Source organism: Neobacillus fumarioli NBRC 102428 (assembly GCF_001591485.1).
Taxonomy (GTDB): Bacteria; Bacillota; Bacilli; order Bacillales; family Cytobacillaceae; genus Neobacillus; species Neobacillus fumarioli.
On the sequence record NZ_BCUZ01000005.1, the window covers coordinates 43,139 to 65,956 of the forward strand.

Annotated in this window: 22 protein-coding genes and 3 other annotated features; of the genes, 2 read left to right on the forward strand and 20 right to left on the reverse strand. The window is 41.3% G+C overall.

The window, feature by feature from the left end; all coding sequences use genetic code 11:
* Positions 1 to 30: 30 nt before the first annotated feature.
* From fadR to zapA, 5 genes are all read right to left on the reverse strand, one after another.
* Positions 31 to 612: a fatty acid metabolism transcriptional regulator FadR gene (gene fadR / locus BFU02S_RS02105; RefSeq protein ID WP_066365935.1), complete on the reverse strand. Its 582-nt coding sequence runs from the start codon at positions 610 to 612 to the stop codon at positions 31 to 33.
* A gap of 283 nt (positions 613 to 895) precedes the next feature.
* Entirely contained in the window at positions 896 to 3,253 is a 2,358-nt protein-coding gene (locus BFU02S_RS02110; protein ID WP_066365938.1) for an endonuclease MutS2, read from the reverse strand.
* Between the two features lie 14 nt (positions 3,254 to 3,267).
* Positions 3,268 to 4,986, reverse strand: coding sequence for a DNA polymerase/3'-5' exonuclease PolX (gene polX, locus BFU02S_RS02115; protein WP_066365941.1), 1,719 nt, complete (start codon positions 4,984 to 4,986; stop codon positions 3,268 to 3,270).
* Between the two features lie 66 nt (positions 4,987 to 5,052).
* Positions 5,053 to 5,607, reverse strand: coding sequence for a CvpA family protein (locus tag BFU02S_RS02120; RefSeq protein ID WP_066365944.1), 555 nt, complete (start codon positions 5,605 to 5,607; stop codon positions 5,053 to 5,055).
* Positions 5,608 to 5,613: 6 nt separating this feature from the next.
* Positions 5,614 to 5,868, reverse strand: coding sequence for a cell division protein ZapA (gene zapA / locus BFU02S_RS02125; protein WP_066365946.1), 255 nt, complete (start codon positions 5,866 to 5,868; stop codon positions 5,614 to 5,616).
* A 112-nt stretch (positions 5,869 to 5,980) separates the two neighbouring features.
* Between zapA and rnhC the strand changes: the two genes are divergently transcribed.
* Positions 5,981 to 6,916 (forward strand): ribonuclease HIII, encoded by a 936-nt coding sequence (rnhC, locus tag BFU02S_RS02130; RefSeq protein ID WP_066365947.1) that lies wholly within the window; start codon positions 5,981 to 5,983, stop codon positions 6,914 to 6,916.
* A 29-nt stretch (positions 6,917 to 6,945) separates the two neighbouring features.
* Here rnhC and pheT read toward each other — a convergent pair whose 3' ends face one another.
* The 3 genes from pheT to BFU02S_RS02145 all read right to left on the reverse strand — a co-directional run bounded on the left by pheT (position 6,946) and on the right by BFU02S_RS02145 (position 11,520).
* Positions 6,946 to 9,357, reverse strand: coding sequence for a phenylalanine--tRNA ligase subunit beta (gene pheT, locus BFU02S_RS02135; RefSeq protein WP_066365949.1), 2,412 nt, complete (start codon positions 9,355 to 9,357; stop codon positions 6,946 to 6,948).
* A gap of 14 nt (positions 9,358 to 9,371) precedes the next feature.
* Positions 9,372 to 10,409, reverse strand: a complete 1,038-nt coding sequence (gene pheS, locus BFU02S_RS02140; protein ID WP_066365951.1) for a phenylalanine--tRNA ligase subunit alpha — start codon at positions 10,407 to 10,409, stop codon at positions 9,372 to 9,374.
* A gap of 60 nt (positions 10,410 to 10,469) precedes the next feature.
* Positions 10,470 to 10,704: a binding site (T-box leader), on the reverse strand.
* A gap of 60 nt (positions 10,705 to 10,764) precedes the next feature.
* Positions 10,765 to 11,520 carry a TrmH family RNA methyltransferase gene (locus BFU02S_RS02145; protein WP_066365953.1) on the reverse strand — a complete coding sequence of 252 codons (756 nt, stop codon included), beginning with the start codon at positions 11,518 to 11,520 and terminating at the stop codon, positions 10,765 to 10,767.
* Positions 11,521 to 11,620: 100 nt separating this feature from the next.
* Here BFU02S_RS02145 and sspI point away from each other — a divergent pair, with 100 nt between their 5' ends.
* Positions 11,621 to 11,830, forward strand: coding sequence for a small acid-soluble spore protein SspI (sspI, locus tag BFU02S_RS02150; RefSeq protein WP_066365954.1), 210 nt, complete (start codon positions 11,621 to 11,623; stop codon positions 11,828 to 11,830).
* 186 nt (positions 11,831 to 12,016) lie between these two features.
* Here the strand turns inward: sspI and BFU02S_RS02155 are convergent, their stop codons facing one another.
* From BFU02S_RS02155 to speD, 12 genes are all read right to left on the reverse strand, one after another.
* Positions 12,017 to 13,102 carry a M42 family metallopeptidase gene (locus tag BFU02S_RS02155; RefSeq protein ID WP_066365955.1) on the reverse strand — a complete coding sequence of 362 codons (1,086 nt, stop codon included), beginning with the start codon at positions 13,100 to 13,102 and terminating at the stop codon, positions 12,017 to 12,019.
* A gap of 71 nt (positions 13,103 to 13,173) precedes the next feature.
* Positions 13,174 to 13,665 (reverse strand): dUTP diphosphatase, encoded by a 492-nt coding sequence (locus BFU02S_RS02160; protein ID WP_066365956.1) that lies wholly within the window; start codon positions 13,663 to 13,665, stop codon positions 13,174 to 13,176.
* 65 nt (positions 13,666 to 13,730) lie between these two features.
* Complete coding sequence (rplT, locus tag BFU02S_RS02165; RefSeq protein ID WP_066365958.1) at positions 13,731 to 14,090, reverse strand: 50S ribosomal protein L20; 360 nt, start codon at positions 14,088 to 14,090, stop codon at positions 13,731 to 13,733.
* Positions 14,091 to 14,120: 30 nt separating this feature from the next.
* The gene (gene rpmI, locus BFU02S_RS02170) at positions 14,121 to 14,321 is read right to left on the reverse strand and encodes a 50S ribosomal protein L35 (RefSeq protein WP_066365964.1); all 201 of its coding nucleotides are present in this window, start codon (positions 14,319 to 14,321) and stop codon (positions 14,121 to 14,123) included.
* Positions 14,322 to 14,337: 16 nt separating this feature from the next.
* Entirely contained in the window at positions 14,338 to 14,841 is a 504-nt protein-coding gene (gene infC, locus BFU02S_RS02175; RefSeq protein WP_066365966.1) for a translation initiation factor IF-3, read from the reverse strand.
* 141 nt (positions 14,842 to 14,982) lie between these two features.
* Positions 14,983 to 15,115, reverse strand: a sequence feature (ribosomal protein L20 leader region).
* Between the two features lie 162 nt (positions 15,116 to 15,277).
* The gene (gene thrS, locus BFU02S_RS02180) at positions 15,278 to 17,212 is read right to left on the reverse strand and encodes a threonine--tRNA ligase (protein WP_066365970.1); all 1,935 of its coding nucleotides are present in this window, start codon (positions 17,210 to 17,212) and stop codon (positions 15,278 to 15,280) included.
* Between the two features lie 175 nt (positions 17,213 to 17,387).
* Positions 17,388 to 17,633: a binding site (T-box leader), on the reverse strand.
* 80 nt (positions 17,634 to 17,713) lie between these two features.
* Positions 17,714 to 18,571 (reverse strand): putative sporulation protein YtxC, encoded by an 858-nt coding sequence (ytxC, locus tag BFU02S_RS02185; RefSeq protein WP_066365971.1) that lies wholly within the window; start codon positions 18,569 to 18,571, stop codon positions 17,714 to 17,716.
* Positions 18,572 to 18,705: 134 nt separating this feature from the next.
* The gene (dnaI, locus tag BFU02S_RS02190; RefSeq protein ID WP_066365974.1) at positions 18,706 to 19,635 is read right to left on the reverse strand and encodes a primosomal protein DnaI; all 930 of its coding nucleotides are present in this window, start codon (positions 19,633 to 19,635) and stop codon (positions 18,706 to 18,708) included.
* A 10-nt stretch (positions 19,636 to 19,645) separates the two neighbouring features.
* Positions 19,646 to 21,043 (reverse strand): replication initiation and membrane attachment family protein, encoded by a 1,398-nt coding sequence (locus tag BFU02S_RS02195; protein WP_066365996.1) that lies wholly within the window; start codon positions 21,041 to 21,043, stop codon positions 19,646 to 19,648.
* Positions 21,044 to 21,134: 91 nt separating this feature from the next.
* The gene (gene nrdR / locus BFU02S_RS02200) at positions 21,135 to 21,596 is read right to left on the reverse strand and encodes a transcriptional regulator NrdR (RefSeq protein ID WP_066365977.1); all 462 of its coding nucleotides are present in this window, start codon (positions 21,594 to 21,596) and stop codon (positions 21,135 to 21,137) included.
* A gap of 114 nt (positions 21,597 to 21,710) precedes the next feature.
* On the reverse strand, positions 21,711 to 22,091 hold the full coding sequence (locus BFU02S_RS02205) for a hypothetical protein (RefSeq protein ID WP_066365980.1): 381 nt from the start codon (positions 22,089 to 22,091) through the stop codon (positions 21,711 to 21,713).
* 105 nt (positions 22,092 to 22,196) lie between these two features.
* Positions 22,197 to 22,571: an adenosylmethionine decarboxylase gene (gene speD, locus BFU02S_RS02210; RefSeq protein ID WP_066365987.1), complete on the reverse strand. Its 375-nt coding sequence runs from the start codon at positions 22,569 to 22,571 to the stop codon at positions 22,197 to 22,199.
* Positions 22,572 to 22,818: the final 247 nt, after the last annotated feature.

Consider the following 22,818-nt stretch of genomic DNA (forward strand, 5'->3'; position numbering starts at 1 on the left):
CTCCCTCCTCTTTCTTTACCCAAAGTACTTTTAGCTGCCAAACCCTTTAATAAACATACGATGGATTTGTGGAGCCAGGGCTTTAAGATCATACTTTTCTTCATTCATCACCCAAGATGTAACGGTTTCATCAATCGTACCGAATATCATTTGCCGGGCAAGACGAACATCGAGATCCTTTGAAAACTCTCCAGTCTCTTTACCTTCTATTAAAATTTTGTCAATCACCTGCAAATATCCCTTCAAAACATTGTTAATCTTTAACCGCAATTCCTTAATGGACTGCCGTAATTCCAATTGGGTGACAATTGCAAGATGATGATCTTCAGATAATAAACTTAGATGAGTTTCAATTAACACTAATAACTTCTCTGTTGCAGTCAATTTTCCCTCTATGTTTTTTTCTATTTTTTCTACGAAAACTCCCATTTTTTCTTCAAAGAGAGAGATGAGAATGTCTTCTTTGTTTTTAAAATAAAGATAAATGGTGCCGTCAGCCACACCGGCTTGTTTGGCAATTTTGGAAACTTGGGCCTGATGATAGCCATTTTCAGCAATGACAACCACCGCCGCATCAATGATTTGCATATACTTCGGCTTTGCCTTTTTCAATGTGATCCCCCCCTTTGAAGAAAAGTATATACCGATATTATGAATGAATCATCATTCATATTTTTATAATAATTTTCATCTTCTTTTCTGTCAAGAAATACGAAAAAAGTTTTTAAACTATTTTAACATATTCTTTGCGAAATAAAACACTCGTTTTATTTCGCAAAGAATCCTAAATAAATGACTCCAATCAGTACGAAAACAACACATAATCCGATAAGTACTTTGGCTAATGTTTCCACGTTTCTAAAGTCTCCCTTGCCTTGACACTGCTCTTAGAATTTTATTTAAATTCCACGACCGTTACGCCGGTGCCTCCCTCGCTCGCTTCGCCAAAACGAATATTCTTAACCTGACGGTGATTCCTTAAGTATTCTTGAACTCCCTGCCTTAAAGCTCCTGTACCTTTTCCATGAATGATGGACACACGGGGATAATTTGCCAGGAGAGCATCATCAATATACTTTTCGACCTTTAATAATGCATCTTCATACCGCTCTCCACGTAGATCTAGTTCCATCTTCACATGGGAGTCCCTGCCTTTGACAATCGCCATCGGCCTTGTTTCCGCTTGTTTTGGAGTGCTCAAATACTCCATATCTTTTTCTTTAACTTTCATTTTTAGAATACCGATTTGGACCTGCCATTCATTATCGGAAACTTTCTCAACCAGAATGCCTCTTTGATCAAAAGTAAGAACTTTCACTTCATCCCCTGGCATAAATGTATGTGTTTTTGTTTTCTTTCCATTTTGTTTCTCTGTTTTCTTTATTTCCGGTGCCGCTTCTTCAAGGCGACGCTTTGCTTCAATTAATTCATGCTCTTTGATCTCGGCATGTTTTTCTGTTCTCATTTTGCGGAGGTCACGGATCACTTTATCCGCTTCTTTTTTCGCCTCATCGACAAGGGATTCCGCTTGTTCTCTCGCTTTTTCCAACATGACATCCTTTTTCTCGTAAAACTCCATCATTTGCTTTTGCAAATCCCGATGAAGCTTTTCCGCCTGTTTTAAAAGCTCACGTGCTTCATGCATTTCTGTTTCCGCCTGCCGCTTGCTTTCTTCCAGTGAGGCGATCATTTTATCAATTTGATTTGTATCCTCGCTGACATGGGAACGCGCGGCCTCAATTACACTTTCGTTTAATCCGAGACGTTTTGAAATTTCAAACGCATTACTTCGACCCGGCACCCCCAAGAGCAGTTTATAAGTCGGACTAAGTGTCTCGACGTCAAACTCTACGCTGGCATTTAATACACCCTCGCGATTATACCCGTAGGCTTTTAATTCGGGATAATGAGTGGTGGCAACCACCCTCGCGCCTCTTCGATGAACCTCATCCAAAATCGAAATGGCCAAAGCTGCTCCTTCCTGCGGATCAGTTCCGGCTCCTAGTTCATCAAACAAGACAAGACTGTTTCCATCTACCCGATTTAAAATATCTACAATATTCACCATATGGGAGGAAAACGTACTTAAGCTCTGCTCGATCGACTGCTCATCACCGATATCGGCATAAACAGCATCGAAAACAGCAAGCTCGGAACCATCCTGGGCTGGAATCTGCAATCCTGCCTGGGCCATTAATGTACATAATCCCAATGTTTTTAATGTGACCGTTTTTCCTCCAGTGTTTGGACCTGTGATCACAATCGCCGTATAGTCTTTTCCAAGAATAATGTCGTTTGCCACTACATCGTTAAGCGGGATTAACGGATGCCTTGCTTTATATAAAACGATTCTGCCCTCATGATTTATCGAAGGCTTCGACCCTTTTATTTCCTTGCCGTATCTGGCTTTCGCAAAAATAAAATCCAAATTCGCCATTACTTGAACGATTGTTTGCAGTTCTCCTTCATGTTCTGCCGTTTTCGCGGACAATTCTGTAAGGATCCGTTCAATTTCTACTTGTTCTTTGATTCTTATATCTTGAAGCTGATTATTCAGCTGCACAATCACCTGAGGCTCAATAAACAGTGTTTGACCAGAAGCACTTTGATCATGAATAATTCCGCCATAATGTCCTCTATACTCCTGCTTAACAGGAATTACAAAACGGTCATTACGGATGGTGATAAGACTATCGGACAACATTTTTTGTGCGCTTGATGAGCGAATCATGCTTTCTAATTTTTCACGGATCCGCGCTTCATTTGCACAAAGCTGAATCCTCAATGAACGCAGAAGCTCGCTTGCTCCATCCAGCACCTCACCGCTTTCGTCAATTGCTTGCTTAATGTCCTGTTCCAAATTTGTTAACGGAACAATTTGGGCAACTTGTTCAAGTAAAATCGGAATCTCTGTCCGTTCCTCGGCGATTTCCTCAATAAACCGTTTCATCTGCCGACTTGCATGAATGATGCTTGCAATTTGCACTAGTTCATGAGGACTTAAAACCCCGCCAATCACCGAACGTTTAATATGTGGCCTAATATCATGAATTCCCGATAACGGAACATGCCCTTTAATGCGAATAACCGTTGCCGCTTCATCGGTTTCCTCTTGAAGCCTGACGACTTCAGCAAAATCGCGTGAAGGCACCAAATTGTTTATTTTTTCTTGACCAAGTGTTGAAGCAACATGGACTAAAAGCTGCTCGCGTACTTTCGTAAATTCTAATACTTTTAAAACTCTATCATGCATGGAGATCATCCTTCTTATGTTCGATTATGCAAAAATTGAAGTAAATCATCCTGATCAAGGGCGTTTAAAACAGATGATTTTTTTATCCAGCCCTTTCTTGCCACGGCGACACCGATTTCCATATGTTTCAATGTATCCACCTTATGGGCATCTGTGTTGATTAAAATTTTGACCCCTGCTTCTTGTGCTTTTCGCAAATATTCCGCATTCAAGTCTAGCCGGTTGGGGTTCGCGTTTAATTCAAGGGCCGTATTTGTTTCTTTTGCCAGTTGAATCAACAGGTCAATATCCACATCATATCCTTCTCGCTGGCCAATTTTCCTGCCGGTTGGATGGGCAATTAAATCGACTTGGGCATTTTTCAAAGCCGTTTTTAACCGCTCCATAATGGTTTCTCTTGGCTGGGAAAAAGCGGAGTGGATCGAGGCAATGACAAAATCCATTTCCCCTAATAATTCGTCATCATAATCAAGCGTACCATCTGGCAAAATGTCCATTTCTACCCCGGACAAAATCAGAAAATCATCATATTTTTCATTTAGTTTCTTGATTTCTTCCCGTTGTTTCAGGAGCCGTTCGGGTGTAAGTCCGTTTGCCACCTTCAAATATTGCGAATGGTCCGTGATTGCCATATATTGATACCCACGCGCCCGGCAAGCTTCAGCCATTTCTTCAATTGAGTGGGCCCCGTCACTCCAGGTGGAATGCATATGGAGGTCGCCTTTAATATCTGATAGTTTTATTAACTCTTCATCAGATGAAAAAGTATCCACTTCTTTGCCGTCTTCTCTGATTTCAGGCGGAATAAACGGCAGACCAAAATGATTGAAAAATTCCTCCTCTGTGTTGAACGTCAACACTTCTCCCGTCTCAATGTTCTCCACACCATATTCACTGATTTTTTCCCCGCGTTCTTTCGCAAGCTGCCTCATGCGGACATTATGTTCCTTTGAACCTGTAAAATGATGCAAAGTCGTGATAAATTCCTCCGGTTTGACCAGCCGAAAATCGACAGAAATATCATAATCAAACGCAAATATGATCGAAACCTTCGTATCACCGGCACCGATTACCTCTTTGATATCCGGCCATTTAAGCAGGTGTTTTTTCACGACTCCTGGTTTGCCGGTGGCGATGATAAAATCAAGATCTTTAATCGTCTCACGCATTCTTCTTAAACTTCCTGCTCGGGAAAAGCGTTTAATTTCTTTCATTTCGGCAAGCCTTGTTTCGATCATTTCAGCAATTGGCAGCATATAAGCAACAGGTAACCGCTCCGGCCGTGTGCCGACCTCACGAATCGCACTTAAAATTTTTTCCTCGGTTTTTTTGCCGAATCCGGGAAGATTTTGAACTTGCCCTGCCTCACATGCCGCTTTCAAACTTGAAATATCGGTAATCCCCAGCTCTTGATAGAGCTTGGCAATTTTTTTGCCGCCGAGACCCGGAAGTTGCAATAAAGGAATTAATCCGGCGGGAACCTCTTGTTTCAGTTCTTTGAGCGCAGTAGAGTCTCCTTTGTTTATATATTCATTGATCACAGCGGCTGTCCCTTTGCCAATCCCTGGAATCGATGTGAAGTCTTCAATTTCCGAAAGCATTCGTTCATCTGCTTCCAAGCTGTGAGCAGCCTTGCGAAATGCGGAAACCTTAAATGAGTTTTCCCCTTTTAGTTCCATATAGGTCGAAATCATTTCCAAGTGCCGAACAATCTCTTTTTTCGTGATTTCCATAAAGTTCCCCTGCCTTGTTCGTTATTATTTACCTATTATTGGGGTATTAATAGAAAAACTTCTCTGCTACAGAGAAGTTGATGAGAGCCTTTGTTCCATCCACCAGCTCTTGATTTGCCCGGAAAGAACCGGGGTATCGTTCACGATTGCTTTCGCTATGCTTGAATGGTCCAATGCCGTTTGGAAAGATTCTATTGGTAAAAGAGCAACAATGTATAATAAAATAAAGATAACCAAATAGACTTCCAGGAAACCTAATATGCCTCCGGCCCAAATATTTAACATTCGTAAGATGGGCAGTTGGGCAATAAAGTCCAGCATAGAGCCAATAATCTGCAGCAATATTTTTACAGCCAAAAAGATGATGACAAAGGCAATTGCCCGATAAAAAGCGGTTTCCATATTAGGAGATTGGGTTAATATTTTTAACATCGTGTTATCGCCAAACTTAGGATAAGGGATCCATAACGTTAATTTCTCAGCAAGCTGGGTGTAGTATAAATAAGCTACAATATAGGCAATAAAAAAGCCAGTTATATGGATGAGCTGCAGAATAAATCCTCTTCTCAGACCAACAAAAAAACCAATAATCAAAAATAAAATAATGACTAAATCAAGCATGTTTAACTATTCCTTTTCTTGTTCTATTTGCAGCCGTTCCAGATGTTCCTTCATTTTGAGATAATCATTGACTGCATTCACCGCTGTTAATACAGCGAGTTTGTTAACATCTAATCCCGGATTCCTGGAACTGATTTGGCGCATTTTATCATCAACGAGCATCGCGACATGCCGAATATGGCTTGGGCTTTCTGTACCTAGAATCACATATTGTTGTCCGTATATATCAACGGTTATTCTATTTTTCTCCCTATTTGACAATGTGAATGCCCCTTTCAAAGAATCCTACACTATATCATAACATGAAGTGCAGTGAGTGGAAAAGTTAAACCAATGATGAAAAAATTTTTTGAAGAAATGTGGTGCTATTATTTTGGGTAATGTTGTTTTGGTTTGTGATAAAGATACGATCATGGAAATGAAAAGTTATTATGGAAAGTATGTTTTAACAAAAACCCCGCCATACAGTGTGTTTGCTGCCAAAACGCCATCCTGCATGATTACTGCCTATCAATCGGGGAAAGTAATGTTTCAGGGAAATAACTGCGAGGCAGAGGCTGGTAAATGGGGGAGTGCAAATCTCGCTAAAAAGCCGTCAACCTCCAACCCCAGAAAAGGCGGACTTCCAGCTAACATTAGCACGCTGTCTGTCATTGGTTCGGATGAAGTAGGTACGGGAGACTTCTTCGGCCCGATTACCGTGGTCGCGGCCTTCGTGAAAAAGGAGCAGATTCCCCTTCTGAAAGAACTTGGCGTACGCGATTCGAAAGATTTGGGGGATGAAAAAATTACTGAGATCGCCAAAGTGATTAAGGATGTGGTTCCCTTTAGCTTAATGACCTTAAGAAACGAGAAATATAATCAAGTGCAGCAGCAAGGGATGTCACAAGGAAAAATGAAGGCCCTCCTTCATAATCAGGCGATCTGCAAGGTGCTTGAAAAAATCGCCCCGGAAAAACCTGATGCGATTCTCATTGACCAATTCGTTCAAGAAAGTACCTATTATCAGCATATAAAAGGGCAAAAAAACATTGCAAGAGAAAAGGTCTATTTCAGCACCACAGCAGAAGGAATCCATTTAGCCGTTGCCGCAGCCAGCATACTTGCGCGCTATGCATTTATTCACTATATGGATAAGCTCAGTGAAGAAGCAGGCTTTCCGCTTCCAAAAGGTGCCGGCTCCCTTGTTGACGAAGCAGCAGCAAAGCTAATTATGACAAAAGGACGTTCCTGTCTCCCTTCTTTTGTAAAGATGCATTTTGCTAATACAGATAAAGCATTGGCGATTGCCGATAAAAAGAGGAACTGAACGAAAATCAGTTCCTCTTTTATTGCCTACTATCCCCTTAGTACAGCTCCTGCTTTTTCTTCCAATGCAGCCAGCACTTTTTCATGAACCTTCGTTACCTCTTCATCCGTCAACGTCCGCTCCGTATCCACATATTTCAGTGAGAACGCAATGGATTTCTTGCCTTCCTCCATCTTGTCGCCTTCATATAGGTCAAAAACATGAGCCTCTTTCAAAAACGGTGCCCCCTCTGTTACAATAATTTCTTTCAAGGTGCCTGACACCGTTTCTTTGTTTACGACAAGAGCAATGTCTCTTGTGATGGACGGGAAGCGTGGGATCGGTTCGTAGAAAAGAGGTTCTGCGTTTTCAGCCAGCAAGGCCTTTAAGGATAGTTCGAATACATACGTATCTTTTATGTCAAGATCTTTTTGGACATTTGGATGCACTTGACCGGCAAAACCAATTTTCGTGCCATTCAAACGAATTTCAGCTGTACGGCCTGGATGCATACCCTCTACTTGTGCCTGAACAAATTCAATTCGGTCGTTAAGTCCAAGTTTTTCGAACATTCCTTCCAAAATTCCTTTTAATACAAAGAAATCTACCGGCTTTTTCTCGCCCTGCCATGAGTGGTTGTGCCATAGACCCGTAATAGCTGCGGCCACATGCTCTTCTTCATCTGGCAGTACTTCCTTGCCATTGGATAAAAAGACATTGCCTGTTTCATAGACTGCCAAACTGTCATTTTGACGGGCGCTGTTGTATTTAACTACTTCCAATAGCTGCGGAATGATACTTAAGCGCAGAACACTACGGTCTTCACTCATCGGCATTGCCAGGCGGATCGCCTCGCGGGTTTCAAGGGCAAATTGCGCCGCTTTTTCTTCACTTGTCAACGAATAAGTAAAGGTCTGATATAAGCCTGCCCCTTCTAAAAAGTTGCGGACATCCCGGCGTTTCTTTTGGTATGCAGATAATTTTCCTGATGCCGTACCAACTGGCAAGGTTTTTGGGATATTGTCATAGCCATATAGGCGGGCAACCTCTTCAATTAAATCTTCTTCAATTTTAATATCACCGCGGCGTGTCGGAGCTGTTACGGTAATCGTATCTCCTTCAATGGCTGCTTCAAATTGCAAACGGTCAAAAATATCTTTTACCTGGCTCATCTCTAGACCGGTACCAAGTACGCGGTTGATTTTTTCCAGAGTAATGGAAACAACTGCCGGTTCAACTTTGAGGGTGTTAACCATTACTGTTCCTTCTAATACTTCACCGCCGGCGAATTTTGCCATTAAATAGGCGGCCCTTTCCCCGGCTAGCTGAACGCGGTTCGGATCCACCCCTTTTTCAAAACGTGCGCTGGCTTCGCTCCTTAACCCGTGGTCTTTTGAAGCCTTTCTAACCGTTTGTCCGTTAAAATAGGCTGCTTCTAACAATACGGTTGTCGTATCGGATGTCACTTCGGAATTGGCGCCGCCCATCACCCCAGCAAGAGCCACAGGCTCTGTTCCATTGGTTATAACAAGATGATCAGAAGTCAAGGTCCTCTCCATATCATCAAGGGTCACCAATTTCTCTCCGTCATGTGCCCGGCGGACCAAGATTTCTTTAGAGCCAAGACGGTCATAGTCAAAAGCATGCAAAGGCTGACCATATTCCAAAAGAATATAGTTCGTAATATCGACCACATTATTATGCGGACGGATTCCAGCATTCATTAACCGGGCCTGTAGCCATAGCGGCGAAGGGCCGATTTTGACATTTTTAATGATTTTGGCGGCATATAGCGGATTATCCTCATGTGCTTCTACCGTTACTTTTACATAATCCGCTGCCTTTTCGGCAGTTGGCTCGAGATTTGATTCCGGAAGCAAGACGTCTCTGCCAAGAATCGCGGCAACTTCATAAGCTACGCCAAGCATACTTAAACAATCAGCACGGTTTGGTGTCAGGCTGAGTTCAAGCACTTGATCATCCCTGCCCAATAAGGCTATGGCGTCAGCCCCCACTTCCGCCTCTTGAGGAAACACAAAGATCCCTTCTGAATATTCCTTTGGTACGATTTTCCCTTCAATGCCCAGTTCTTGCAAAGAACAAATCATGCCGTTTGATTCTTCGCCGCGAAGCTTCGCCTTTTTAATTTTAAAATTGCCCGGCAAAACAGCCCCGACCTTGGCTACAGCAACTTTCTGCCCTTTGGCGACATTTGGCGCACCGCAAATTATTTGAACCGGTTCCCCTTCACCGAGATCGACAAGGCATTTACTTAATTTATCAGCATTTGGATGCTGTTCACGTTCAAGCACATGCCCAACGACAACCCCTTTAATGCCTTTATTTAAAATCTCTACACCTTCTACTTCAATTCCGCTTTTCGTTATTTTTTCAGCCAGCTCGTCTGCTGTAACTCCTGTTAAATCGACATACTCCTGAAGCCATTTATATGAAACGAACATTCGTCTTCCTCCTCCTACTCATGTTTGGCAAATTGCATTAAGAACCGGATATCATCAGTATAAAAATGCCGGATATCATCAATGCCGTACTTCAGCATTGCAATCCGCTCCGGCCCCATGCCAAATGCAAATCCAGTGTATTTCTTCGAATCATAGCCGGCCATTTCCAGTACATTCGGATGAACCATACCTGCGCCCAAAATTTCAATCCAGCCAGTTTGCTTACAAACACTGCAGCCATGACCGCCGCATATTTTACAAGAAATATCCATTTCCACTGACGGTTCCGTGAATGGGAAAAAGCTTGGTCTTAAGCGGATTTCCCGGTCTTCGCCAAACATCTTTTTCGCAAATATTTCTAATGTTCCTTTTAAATCGCTCATGCGAATATTCTCGCCGACGACCAAACCTTCAATTTGCATAAATTGGTGGGAATGGGTCGCATCATCATTGTCACGCCGGTATACTTTTCCAGGGCAGATAATTTTAATCGGGCCTTTTCCCTGGTGCTTTTCCATCGTCCGTGCCTGTACCGGTGATGTATGGGTTCTGAGCAGGATTTCTTCTGTAATATAGAAGGAGTCCTGCATATCGCGGGCCGGGTGTCCTTTTGGCAAGTTTAATGCTTCAAAGTTATAGTAGTCTTGCTCTACTTCCGGACCTTCGGCGATCTCATAGCCCATGCCAATAAATAAATCTTCAATTTCCTCAATAATTCTTGTTAATGGATGATGATTACCAGCCTTGACCGGTCTGCCCGGCAATGTGACATCAATTGTCTCTGAAGCTAATTTTGCTTGTACCGCAGCTGCTTCCAATTCTGCTTGTTTTGTTTCGAGACGGGAGGCAATTGCTTCTCGTACTTCATTAGCAAGCGCCCCCATAATCGGCCGTTCTTCCGCCGAAAGCTTGCCCATTCCTCTCAGTACTTCGGTAATCGGACCTTTTTTGCCCAAATAGGCGACACGAATGTCGTTCAATTCTTTTAAGCTTGAAGACTGTTCAATTTTCTGAATAGCTTCAGCCTGCAATTCCTTTAATCTTTCTTGCATGTCGAATCCTCCTTATATTGTTTAGTGGTGTCAGGCACCAAATAAAAAAACCCCATCCCCAAAAGGGACGAGGTTATCATCGCGGTACCACCCTTATAAACACGTATGTATTGTGTTCACTTCATTGGAATAACGGCTCTTTAGCCGGTACATCTTTACAGTTCGTTCTGAACCGGTCCCGATGCCAACTCAGGAGGTGAACTTCTCTTGACCTTTCCATAAAGGTGCTTTCAGTCACGGCACCTTCTCCCTAAATGTCTCTTGCCAAGATACTTTTCTCCGTCATTGTTTTTATCTTCATCTACATTGTTCATTATTATATAACAAATTTTCTAATTTTCAAACCTGTTTGCACCTATTTTTTCAAATAGTATAAAAGAATTCCCGTGGCAACTGCGACATTGAGCGATTCACTTTTACCGTAGATCGGTATATAAAGATTCGCTGCAGTATTCGTAAGCAGCTCTTGATTGACACCATTTCCTTCATTTCCGACAATCAGTGCAAAAGAATCGCCAGGGGTAATTTCTGTGTAGAGCGAGGCATTCTCAAGTGCCGTTCCATATACGGGGATCATCTTCTCTTTCAATTTTGCTATCCATTCCTTAAGATCGCCTCTAATAATCGGCAGATGGAAGTGGCTTCCTTGGGCAGATCTTAGTACTTTTGAATTGTATAGATCTACACTGCCGCGGCCGACAATTACGGCATCGATTCCTGCCGCATCAGCTGTCCGGATCATTGTACCGAGATTTCCCGGGTCCTGAACCGCATCGATGAGAAGAAAGGTTTTCGCTTCATGTAAGCCTGTATCTGATTCCGTTTGCCGGCAAACGGCATAAATTCCTTGTGGTGCTTCTGTTTCCGATAAAGAATTCGAGATTTCTTCGGTCACTAATGTGACAGGTGTTGAACCGGCATCCAACCGCGAAGGTACTCCTGTTTTTTCGGAAACGATGATTTCTAACACCTGATCTTGTTGCTTGAGCGCTTCCTCCACTAAATGAAAGCCTTCAACTAAAAATGTTTCCGAGCGGTCGCGTTCTTTTTTGGTTAACAGTTTTTTCCACTGTTTTACTTTTGGATTTTGTAAAGATTGAACATATTTCAATGGCTTTTCCCCTTTTAAAAATACTGGCTATTTCATTATAACGAAAATACATAATAAAACCAAAAATTGAACAGAATATGGACGAAAGGAGCGGACAAATATGAATTTAAATTTACGCAATGCAATTATTCACAATGTCTCTAATAACACACAAGATCAGCTGGAAGATACAATTGTTGATGCGATTCAAAGCGGAGAGGAAAAAATGCTTCCCGGCTTGGGCGTCTTATTTGAAGTGATTTGGAAAAATTCATCAGAACAAGAGAAAAAAGAAATGCTCCAAACATTGGAAAGCGGGTTGAAGCATTAACATCTTTAGAAAAGCGGCCGATCGCCGCTTTTTTTATGCTTTATTTACGGTATTTAAACACTTATTTGCGAATTCAGCTATTTTATTTGCGATTTTTAAACATTTATTTGCGCATTCGGCCATTTTATTTGCGATTATTAAACATTTATTTGCGAATCTAAAAATCCCCGGCAAACAAACCGAGGATTATTCATACGTGATTTTATCTACCGTTTCGCGATCTAATCGTTTAATAACTTCCACAATAAGTTTAACCGCATTTTCAAAGTCATCTCGGTGGAGCATAGCGGCATGAGAATGGATATAGCGTGTTGCAATGGTGATGGCAAGTGCCGGAACTCCATTATGGGTTAAAGAAATGGAACCGGCATCCGTGCCGCCGCCAGGGATGGAATCAAATTGATAAGGGATGCCCAGCTCATCTGCCGTATCGGTTACCAAATCGCGCAGTCCTTTATGAGAAACAAGGGAGGCATCATAGACGACAATTTGCGGTCCTTTGCCCATTTTGCTCATTGCTTCTTTTTCGCTTATTCCAGGCGTATCGCCGGCAATCCCTACATCAACTGCAAAACCGATATCAGGCTCAATTTTATAAGTGGCTGTTTTGGCACCGCGCAAGCCAACTTCTTCTTGGACATTTCCTACACCATAAACAACATTAGGATGATCGACATCCTTTAATTGCTTTAACACTTCAACCGCAATGGCACAGCCGATCCGGTTATCCCATGCTTTTGCCAAGAGCATTTTTTCATTTTTCATCACAGTAAATTCAAAATAGGGAACGACCATATCGCCAGGGCGGATGCCCCATTCCTGTGCCTCCTCACGGCTTGAAGCACCGATATCGATAAACATATCTTTTATTTCAACCGGTTTTTTGCGTGCTTCAGGTGATAAAACATGCGGTGGCTTTGAGCCGATAATTCCTGTTACATCCCCTTTTCTCGTCACTATGGTTACCCGTTGGGCAAGCATGACCTGATTCCACCAGCCGCCGACAGGCTGAAAGCGGAGAAAACCTTTATCATCAATTTGCGTTACCATGAACCCAACTTCATCCAAGTGACCTGCCACCATGATTTTCGGGCCGCCCTCTTTGCCGGTCTTCTTAGCAATTAAACTGCCAAGTCCATCGGTAGTAATTTCATCTGCATATGGTGCTATGTATTTTTTCATGACTTCGCGTACTTCACGCTCATTGCCGGGAATTCCTCTCGCATCCGTCAATTCCTTCAGCATTGTCAGTGTCTCATCTAGCTTAGCCATTACCCAAACCCCCCTAGTATGTAGTACAACTTTATTATACCGAACTCAACGGACTTTTAACAATTTTCAAGCTAATAGTTATTCTCCTGCCGCTCGAAATTGACTTTATTCTTCGCTATATAGGCCTCCTCCATTTCCTTATCGGTAATTCCTAATAGCGAGGCCAGCTGTAAATAATCGGCAAATAATTTCATGTATTCCTCTACACTTTTGCTGTTCCTAAATGTGCCAATCTGCTCGTATACCTTTAAAAATTGCTCTGCAGCACTGAGTTCTGGCTGTTGCTTGGTGATTTCCATATCGAGTTCTGAAAAACCGCATTCAATTCCGAGGGATAAAATAAAATGGATCCCATCAACAAATTCTTCAAGTATGACTTCTTTTGGTGAAGCCGGCTTTATACTCCAAAATTTGAAGCAGCGTGTTTCATTTGCCAGCTCACCCAATTCCACCAATAAGGCAAGCACCTTTCTCGTAAATAAATCCTCATTCTCAAGCTGATGCTTTTCTTCAATATGCCGATCTAATGCACGTTGCATTTGAAATAGTTTCTGCAATTTCATTTCTTTCACTCTCCTTTGTTATAGAAAACGCCATCCTCAATTAGAGAATGGCGCTATATATAAAGTTACTTATTCAATTGAGCTTTTGCAGCATTTGCCAGTTCAGTGAATGCACCTGCATCGCTGACAGCAAGATCAGCAAGCATTTTGCGGTTTACTTCGATACCGGCAAGCTTCAGACCATGCATTAAACGGCTGTAAGAAAGACCGTTCATGCGAGCTGCTGCATTGATACGAGTAATCCAAAGTTTGCGGAAATCGCGTTTTTTCTGACGACGGTCACGAAATGCATATTGCAATGATTTCATAACCTGTTGGTTAGCAACTTTGTATAATCTATGTTTTGAACCGTAATAACCTTTTGCTAATTTAAGAATTTTTTTACGACGTCTGCGCGTAACTGTACCGCCTTTTACACGTGGCATGTTATTTCCCTCCTATAAAAATCATTCAAATTATTTCATGTCAGATAATAGATGACGAATACGTTTGAAATCGCCTTTTGAAACAAGCGCTGATTTGCGAAGTTTACGTTTTGCTTTTGTAGATTTATTCGCAAATAAATGGCTTGTATAAGCGTGATCACGCTTTAATTGACCAGTTCCAGTTCTTTTGAAACGCTTTGCAGCGCCACGGTGAGTTTTCATTTTTGGCATTGAGATATCCTCCTTATTACTTTTCGTTTTTAGGTGCTAAAACGAGGAACATACTCCGACCATCCATTTTAGGCTGTGCCTCAATGGCCGCTACTTCCTTACAGCTTTCAGCAAAACGGTCTAACACTTTCTGACCGATTTCTTTATGGGTAATCGCCCGGCCCTTGAATCGGATAGTGGCTTTTACCTTGTCGCCTTTTTCCAAGAACTTAATCGCATTTCGCAGTTTCGTGTTGAAATCATGCTCATCAATTGTTGGGCTTAGACGAACTTCTTTTACATTAATAATCTTTTGATTTTTCCGAGCTTCTTTCTCTTTCTTTTGCTGCTCGAATTTAAATTTGCCATAATCCATAATTCGGGCTACCGGAGGTTTTGCATTTGGTGCCACAAGTACCAAATCAAGATTTACTCTTCCGGCAATCTCCAGTGCTTCGTTTTTCGATTTAATTCCTAATTGTTCGCCGTTTTGATCAATCAGGCGGACCTCCCGAGCACGAATACCCTCATTTACTAACATGTCTTTGCTAATAGTTAGCCACCTCCAAGTTTCATCGTGAATACAATAGGGTCAAGACAAATAGAAAAACATTCCCTTATCAAACCATTATAAATGACACCAAGCTAACTGACAGGTTCATAAGTGTTTTCTATGATAAGTACACAAAAATGAGTGTGGATGAAAACACCCACACTCTACGTAACATAATCATTGCATTTAAACGTTCACGTAAAAACCTGCCAACTGCCTAAGCGTCAAATCAGGTGAGAAGCGGGTGCTTCTGCTTTTCCCAAAAATTTCGTATTCAATTTACCTTGTTTACTATACCATAAGCAAAGACGATGTGTCAATTAAACTTTTTAAACAGCAACGAAAACTATTTTAACAAGAAACAGAAGATTATTCAATATATTTTTTCAAAAATAAAAGGGAGGGCAAGCCTCCCTTTTACCCATTATCCGCGTTTTACTTCCGCTTTCAGTGCGGCTATAAATTCGTCAAATGGCTTTGTTTCGGATTTCTGTTCGCCATATTTACGGACATTGACGGCATTTTCCGCAACTTCTTTATCACCGACAACCAGCATATATGGAATCTTTTGCATTTGTGCTTCGCGGATTTTATAACCGATCTTTTCATCCCGACCGTCTAATTCCACTCGAAAGCCTTCTGCTTTCAACTGTTCTTGAACTTTTCTTGCGTAATCATAATGAGCTTCCGGCGAAACTGGAATGACTTGAACTTGAACAGGTGCGAGCCATGTTGGGAATGCACCTTTGTATTCTTCGATTAAGTAGGCAACAAAGCGTTCCATTGTTGAGACAACACCTCGGTGAATTACAACTGGGCGGTGCTGTTTGCCGTCTTCACCGACATATGTTAAATCAAAACGTTCAGGCAGTAAGAAGTCTAATTGAACAGTTGATAAAGTTTCGTCTTTGCCAAGAGCTGTTCTCACTTGAACATCAAGCTTAGGACCATAAAAAGCAGCTTCTCCCTCAGCTTCAAAATAGGACAATCCCATCTCATCCATAGCCTCTTTTAACATGCTTTGGGCTTTTTCCCACATCGTATCATCATCAAAATATTTCTCTTTATCTTGCGGATCGCGATAGGATAAACGGAAGGAATAATCTTTGATATTAAAGTCTTTATACACATCCAATATTAACTGAACAACACGCTGGAATTCTTCCTTAATTTGATCCGGACGAACAAAAATATGGGCATCATTCAGGGTCATTCCCCGTACGCGCTGCAGGCCGGACAGAGCCCCGGACATTTCGTAACGATGCATGGTGCCGAGCTCGGCAATACGGATCGGCAGCTCGCGGTAGCTGTGGATTGCATTTTTATACACCATCATATGATGCGGACAGTTCATCGGACGAAGCACTAATTGTTCATTGTCCATATCCATGATCGGGAACATATCCTCATGATAATGATCCCAGTGGCCGGAAGTTTTATAAAGGTCGACGCTGCCCATGACTGGTGTATACACATGGTTATAGCCTAGACTTAATTCTTTATCGACGATATAACGTTCAACGATGCGCCGGATCGTCGCACCTTTTGGCAGCCAAAGTGGCAGCCCTTGGCCGATCAATTGCGAATTGGTAAAGAGATTTAATTCTTTTCCCAGTTTGCGGTGATCACGTTCTTTCGCCTCATCTAAAAGACGAAGATGTTCTTTCAAGTCTTCTTTTTTGAAAAAGGCAGTACCATAGACTCGCTGCAGCATTTTATTATCGCTATTACCGCGCCAATAAGCACCGGCAATGCTCAATAATTTGAATTCTTTAATTTTCCCGGTTGATGGTACATGAACGCCGCGGCAAAGATCAAAGAATTCACCTTGCTGATAAATTGTGACTGTTTCCCCTTCCGGAATCGCTTCAATCAATTCCAGCTTATAGGGGTCGCCGATCTCTTTATAAAGCTGAATCGCTTCTTCCCGGGTGACTTCCTTGCGAATAATTTCAAGATTTTCATTGACGATTTTCGCCATTTCTTTTTCAATCTTTGGCAAATCTTCCGGAGTCAAGGACTCCTCCAAATCCATATCATAATAGAATCCGCCTTCGATGACAGGGCCAACGCCAAGCTTCACATTTGGAAAAAGCCGTTTAACAGCTTGCGCCATCAGGTGTGCCGTACTGTGGCGAAGCACTTCTAAGCTTTCTGGTGCATCCGGTGTAAGGATTTCGATTGAACCATCTTCATGAAGCGGACGGCTGAGGTCAACGAGTTTTCCGTTTAATTTTCCGGCAATTGCCTTTTTCTTCAGTCCTGGGCTGATCGATGCCGCAACTTCTTCCGTTGTTGTTCCATTCGGAAACTCTTTAACTGCTCCATCTGGAAACTTGAATTTCACAACGTCTGACATAACAATTCCTCCTTTGAAATGCGGAAGCGCCTTGCCCAGGGGCGACAAGCAAATGTTCTTTGAGATATCAAGTCTGCACTTTGACTTGATATCTCAAAGGTTATTTGACCTCGAGCCCCTAGGCGCTGGAGCTGGACATTTTTCAAATTTTGATAAATAAAAAACCCGTCCCTCACAAAGGGACGAGTTATCATTAACACGTGGTTCCACCCAATTTTTCATTTTTAAGTTTGTCTTAAAAATGACTTTAGGACAGTTAACGGTTGTTGCCGTCAACAATTACTTTCTTCCTATACAGATAAGAGTTCACTGTTGAAGTTTAAAGGCGGTAAGTACTTTTTCCGTGTTAGAAGGCTTTCAGCCGAGGCCTCCCTCTCTATAAACCGTAAAAAAATACTATTGTCCTTATCATTACTTTTGGCGCATCTTTTACTGGATTTTAGCTTAAAGCGTCTTTAAGCTTTGCTATGTAGGTTATTATAATGATTCATGTTTCAAAAATCAAGTATCCGCCAATTTTTCAATTTGCTCTTTCAACTTATAGAGGGCGCCTTGCTCTTTCATGATCACCCTTTCCTCAAAAATATTTTTGATTGTTCTGACCAGAGGGGCTTCCGCATCCCTGGTATAAAGATAAATGGTCTTGGGTGCCAGGGACAAAAGCGGGGCGATCGAAACGGAATCCACATAGACCGGATGATTCACCAGCAATTTGCGATCAATCATTCTCTTCAGATCACCTCGTTTGATTTCCTCTAATTGCTCATTAAATACGAGGATCTCATCATCTATTAGCAGATGCAATGTTTTCATTTTTGACTCCCGTCCTGCCAAAAATCCCCTCAGCATATGAACAAACATTTGATATTCCTGTTCCATTTTAAATTCATCAATGGAAACTTCTACGTAATTTTGAAGCAGCTGAAAGTATGGACGCAGGCGAAATTTTACAAAAGAATCAAAGGAAAAGGAAAGGTTCCCCTGAAAAACATGATGGATCGCTTCTTTAATTAACGGCTCCACATTGGTTTTTTTTAAAGTAACAGCTACATCCTCTCTTTGCCCTTCAAGAATCGAATAAATAATTTCTAGTATTTGTAGTTGTTCTTCTTCATCTTCATAAAAAAATTGATTTTTAATGATCTCCCGAAACCAGTCATCCCGTTTGATTTCAATAATAAATTGAAAAAAGGCCTGCTTGATCTGATGAAAAAAATCCGGACAATCTGAAACATTCACAATATGTTGGTCTTTATAAAGTTGGATGATAGAATCATTTGCATTCATATTTAAACACTTTAATAAGTGGTGATGAAACTTAATTGCATCCGCACGATTCTGGAAGATGATTTCTGCCAACCAAATCCCCCCCTTTAACCAAATCCTGTATTAATATATATGGAGGACTTGACCAAAATAGAAGAAGCAGAAGCCCTATAAAAAAGGATTGCAGAGAATTTTTCTGCAATCCCAGTATCAATTATAGATTTAGGTCACGTCCGGCGATTCGGACCACCGACAAAGACCGGTTCACTTAAGGTACGGATTCTTTCCATGATCCGGCGCGCTTTCATCTTCTCCTCTTCCCCGCGCTGACTGTATGCCAAATGATGTTCTAACGCAGAAAAATCAAAATTGGAAGTGAAAAAGGTAGGCAGGCTTTCCAGCATTCTGAACTGCAAGATGGGACCGAGTACTTCATCCCTTGTCCAGCTTGAAACCGCTTCTGCCCCGATGTCATCCAGCATTAAGATCGATTCCTTTTTCAGTGCTTCGATTTTTTCATTTAATGTTGAGTCAGCGATGGAACTTTTCAGTTCTCTAAACAATTCCGGAACGTAGACAATCATCGAAGAAATTTGTTTTTTCGCGAGCCTATTGGCGATTGCCCCTAATAAATATGACTTTCCGACACCAAATTTCCCGTAAAAATATAAACCTTTAACCGTTTTCCCCTGCTCGTAATTCATTAAAAATGAGACGGCTTTTTGAACAGCGTCTATTCGGGTTTCATCATGTTCAAAATCTTCGAAACTGGCAGCTAAGATATCTTTTGGGACATATAAACTCTTAATCATTTTTTCATTTTTCCGCTTTTCATCCGCTATTACCTTTCTTGGGCAACGTTCATAGCGGATATCAATAGAATTTCTCGTAATAATTAATTCCGGATGGTAGCCGTTCATAATGTTAATACATTGATCAAGGCTTTCACATCGGCTGCATTCCTTACTTTGGTTGATATATTCGTAAAGTTTGCCCCAGCTTCTCTCCAGCATTTCATCGGTTATTAAATCGCGATGTTTCCGGATAAAATCTCGAATATCCGAATGATTTAAGATCTCCTTCCGCATCTTTTCGTACCGCTTCTGAAAATTCTCGCTGGATGCCAGCTTCTTTAATGTATGGTTGATGTTTTCCATAAGTCACCGCCTATTCGTCAAGTGCCTTTAGCATTTCTTCAATTTCCCGCTTTTTAGCTGCAAAATCTGTATCCTTGTCCGCTTGTTTATCCGTTTTCTTGGGTGTTTCTTCATCAAACCAATCCGGCAATTTCTCTGTCCGAATTGGTTTTGTTCTTGTTGATTTTCCGGCTGTTTTATTGCCCTCAGACCAGCTGATATAGGTGCGATATTCACTTTTTGCCAGATCCATTGCTTCCTTCACCGTTTTGATCTGTTTTCTAGCCCAATGACTGGCAATCTTCTCCACATAGTTTTTGGAAAGCTTCATATCTGTCCTGAGCATGACAAAATGAATCAACACATTAATGACACCAGGAAGAAGCTTTTGTTTAAACATCACTTCTTCTATAATCTGAATATCGGCCTTCGATGGCTCTGCTCCACCAGAAAGATCTTTCAAAAACCGCAAAGGCGAAGTGGTTTCGATATAGCGAATGAGTTCTTCCTCTTTGGTTTTTGGTTCCGTTAACTGAACCCGGCTGCCATGAGGCTGAGTTCGTTCAATGAGGCTTGGGAGCTGATCATAGTTGACATATTGATACCAATCACGGGCTCCTTTTCGCAATTCTTCGATATCAATTTCTCCTGCCTCATTCATTGCACTTAGGATGATATTTTTCATTTCAATTGGATCGATCTGATAAAGAAAAGCCAGATTGCTAATAACTTCTTTCACCTTTGCTGTTAATGCCTTTTTTGGTACAAGCGATTCGTTTAAACCCGCCATTAGGAGATCAAAATCAAATGTATCAAGATCGATTTGGATTCCCTTTTGTTCGTGACGGCCGATAAACCGTTCACCTGCATCCGGCTCAAGCTCCGAGGGCACATTCTGCAAATATTGGAAACTTCCCGGAAAGCCCGATGCAAATACATCTTGAAATGCCTTTGTGATATTCAAATATTCTTTTTCCTTTGGAACTTGCTGGTCAGAGAAAAAGCGTTTTAGCCGGGCAAAATGATTCTTACCTATTTTTCGGTAAAGATAAATATTTAACATTCCATCCTGGAAAAATTGTTCTGGAGTAAGAGGAGGGATGAGCTCATATATAAACGAGCGTTCTTCTTCATCTTTTTTCATATAGGTTTTTAATAGCCCTATTCCTTCCAGCTTTAAACGGGCTTCGTATATGTCTTTTAAATTCATTCCAAGCAAGTTCATTAATAAATGATGGGAGGAAGATTCTGACCATAGTCGGTTTTCCTCCACTTCTGCCCAAAGGGTCATATACAAGCTAAGACAGGTTGAGCCAATTAAGGGCTGATAAAGAAACGTCAGCACTTTGCGGTCATAATCATAGAGCAGCCCATTCGCCGATACAATATAACGGTCAATAGGAAGAATCTCCTGCCAATGCTGTGCCATTTCCACTTTCGCCCCTTCTTATAAATTTTCTTCCGAAACAGCCTCTTCGGGCATTAATGATAAAAAGAGCTAAGGCTCTCCCTTTAGCTCCCTATGATTTTTCTTTTTTGATTAGTTCCTTTAATTCTTCAATAAAGACGTTGATATCTTTGAATTGCCGGTAAACTGAGGCAAACCGGACGTAGGCAACTTCATCGACTAGTGCCAGCCTGTCCATCACCATTTCACCGATTGTTTCACTATGAATTTCTGAAATACCCTGACTGCGCAGTGCCTTTTCTACCCCTTGTGTGATGTCTTCGAGCTCTTTAAGAGCCACCGGACGTTTCTCGCATGCTTTAATAAGGCCGCGCAAAATTTTATCACGGCTGAATTCTTCTCTGGTACCTTCTTTCTTTACTACAATTAAAGGAATTTCTTCAATTTTCTCAAATGTAGTAAAGCGATACCCGCATTCTTCACATTCTCTTCTTCTTCTGGTAGCTCGTCCTTCATCAACCGGGCGAGAATCGAGCACGCGTGTACCATAATGCTGACACGAAGGGCATTTCATCGTCAATCAACTCCAAATCATAAAGCAATAAATCCATAACGTACTCCATACTTTCCTACTCTTATCTTATAAAAAACAGCACTGTTTCACAAGTAGAAGTATCTTATTAAGTTTTTATTTCGTTCCGATCATGGTATGTAATTGGTTAATCCGTTCATAGTAGGAGTGAATCCGCTTTTTCAAATCAGGGTAAATGCCAAATAAAGAGAATTTCTCCGTAGAAATCGTAAAATCAACCGCCGTTTCCATCGGTTTCACATTCACAATCGTGGCAACAAGAAAACAGTGGAATGGCCTGCTGATTTCAACGGCAATTTCTCCATGTTCCTTGGAAACTGTGGTAACCCTGCAGTCTGCATCTTCCCTGAACATTTTTTCAACAGATTCGAATAATTGATGAAACGATGCTTTATAATAATGTGTTTTTAATACAGCGTCCGAACTCCGATCGGATGTTTCAATTTCTCTTTTAAACCGAGTTAAAAAATTAGCCATATAAACCCCCTAAAGATCATGGTACATATTATTATAAAGCATTTTCCGGAAAATATAAAAAGAGGTGTATACCATACACCTCTTTGTTTTTCAGTATTCAAAAAATTATAATACTTTTGCCTGTTTTACTTGCACTGGTCCCATTCCGCGCGGAATTTCAATTGTTTCACGGGTTTCAGCATTAAATGCCTCCGCAATATAATCAGCAGCAATATTTGGGTTTAAATTCCCGCATGTATATACGTCAATGCTTGCATATCCATGTTCAGGAAAGCTATGAATCGTAAGATGTGATTCTGAAATAATGACTACGCCGCTTACACCCTGCGGAGCAAATTTATGAAAAGCTACCTCACGGATCTCTGCCCCTGATTTAAGTGCTGCTTCAACAAAAGTTTTTTCAATAAAATCAATATCGTTTAATTTCTCAAAGTTGCATCCCCATAATTCAGAGATAACGTGTCGTCCCATCGTTTCCATTCCGGTTCCCCCTCTTACCTTTTTGAGTCCTTCTCAAAATCCTGATATTGACGGTATCAGAGAAACTACCACGGGGGAAAGTTAGTCCAAAGAGGTCCTAACCCTTTAAGTAGTTTATTGCTACCTAATTTTAAGAAGTTCACGATGACTAGTATACTTTGTTTATATTTTTTTTGCAACCTATCATTTTAAAATTTTTTTATCGAAAATCAAAAAAAGCATCGTAAATAAGGTAAAAAAGGGGCTG

Excerpts from the sequence above, each read along its gene's own strand:
- pheS (WP_066365951.1), bottom strand. The coding sequence starts at position 10,409 with ATGCAAGAAAGATTAAAGGAATTGCAGGCTGAAGCTATTCAGAAAATT.
- polX (WP_066365941.1), bottom strand. The coding sequence starts at position 4,986 with ATGGAAATCACGAAAAAAGAGATTGTTCGGCACTTGGAAATGATTTCG.
- thrS (WP_066365970.1), bottom strand. The coding sequence starts at position 17,212 with ATGTCAGACGTTGTGAAATTCAAGTTTCCAGATGGAGCAGTTAAAGAG.
- BFU02S_RS02155 (WP_066365955.1), bottom strand. The coding sequence starts at position 13,102 with ATGGCTAAGCTAGATGAGACACTGACAATGCTGAAGGAATTGACGGAT.
- infC (WP_066365966.1), bottom strand. The coding sequence starts at position 14,841 with ATGTTAGTAAATGAGGGTATTCGTGCTCGGGAGGTCCGCCTGATTGAT.
- BFU02S_RS02110 (WP_066365938.1), bottom strand. The coding sequence starts at position 3,253 with ATGCATGATAGAGTTTTAAAAGTATTAGAATTTACGAAAGTACGCGAG.
- dnaI (WP_066365974.1), bottom strand. The coding sequence starts at position 19,635 with ATGGAAAACATCAACCATACATTAAAGAAGCTGGCATCCAGCGAGAAT.
- BFU02S_RS02120 (WP_066365944.1), bottom strand. The coding sequence starts at position 5,607 with ATGCTTGATTTAGTCATTATTTTATTTTTGATTATTGGTTTTTTTGTT.
- nrdR (WP_066365977.1), bottom strand. The coding sequence starts at position 21,596 with ATGAAATGCCCTTCGTGTCAGCATTATGGTACACGCGTGCTCGATTCT.
- sspI (WP_066365954.1), top strand. The coding sequence starts at position 11,621 with ATGAATTTAAATTTACGCAATGCAATTATTCACAATGTCTCTAATAAC.
- pheT (WP_066365949.1), bottom strand. The coding sequence starts at position 9,357 with ATGTTCGTTTCATATAAATGGCTTCAGGAGTATGTCGATTTAACAGGA.
- BFU02S_RS02160 (WP_066365956.1), bottom strand. The coding sequence starts at position 13,665 with ATGAAATTGCAGAAACTATTTCAAATGCAACGTGCATTAGATCGGCAT.
- rpmI (WP_066365964.1), bottom strand. The coding sequence starts at position 14,321 with ATGCCAAAAATGAAAACTCACCGTGGCGCTGCAAAGCGTTTCAAAAGA.
- BFU02S_RS02195 (WP_066365996.1), bottom strand. The coding sequence starts at position 21,043 with ATGGCACAGCATTGGCAGGAGATTCTTCCTATTGACCGTTATATTGTA.
- speD (WP_066365987.1), bottom strand. The coding sequence starts at position 22,571 with ATGGAAACGATGGGACGACACGTTATCTCTGAATTATGGGGATGCAAC.
- rplT (WP_066365958.1), bottom strand. The coding sequence starts at position 14,090 with ATGCCACGTGTAAAAGGCGGTACAGTTACGCGCAGACGTCGTAAAAAA.
- BFU02S_RS02205 (WP_066365980.1), bottom strand. The coding sequence starts at position 22,091 with ATGGCTAATTTTTTAACTCGGTTTAAAAGAGAAATTGAAACATCCGAT.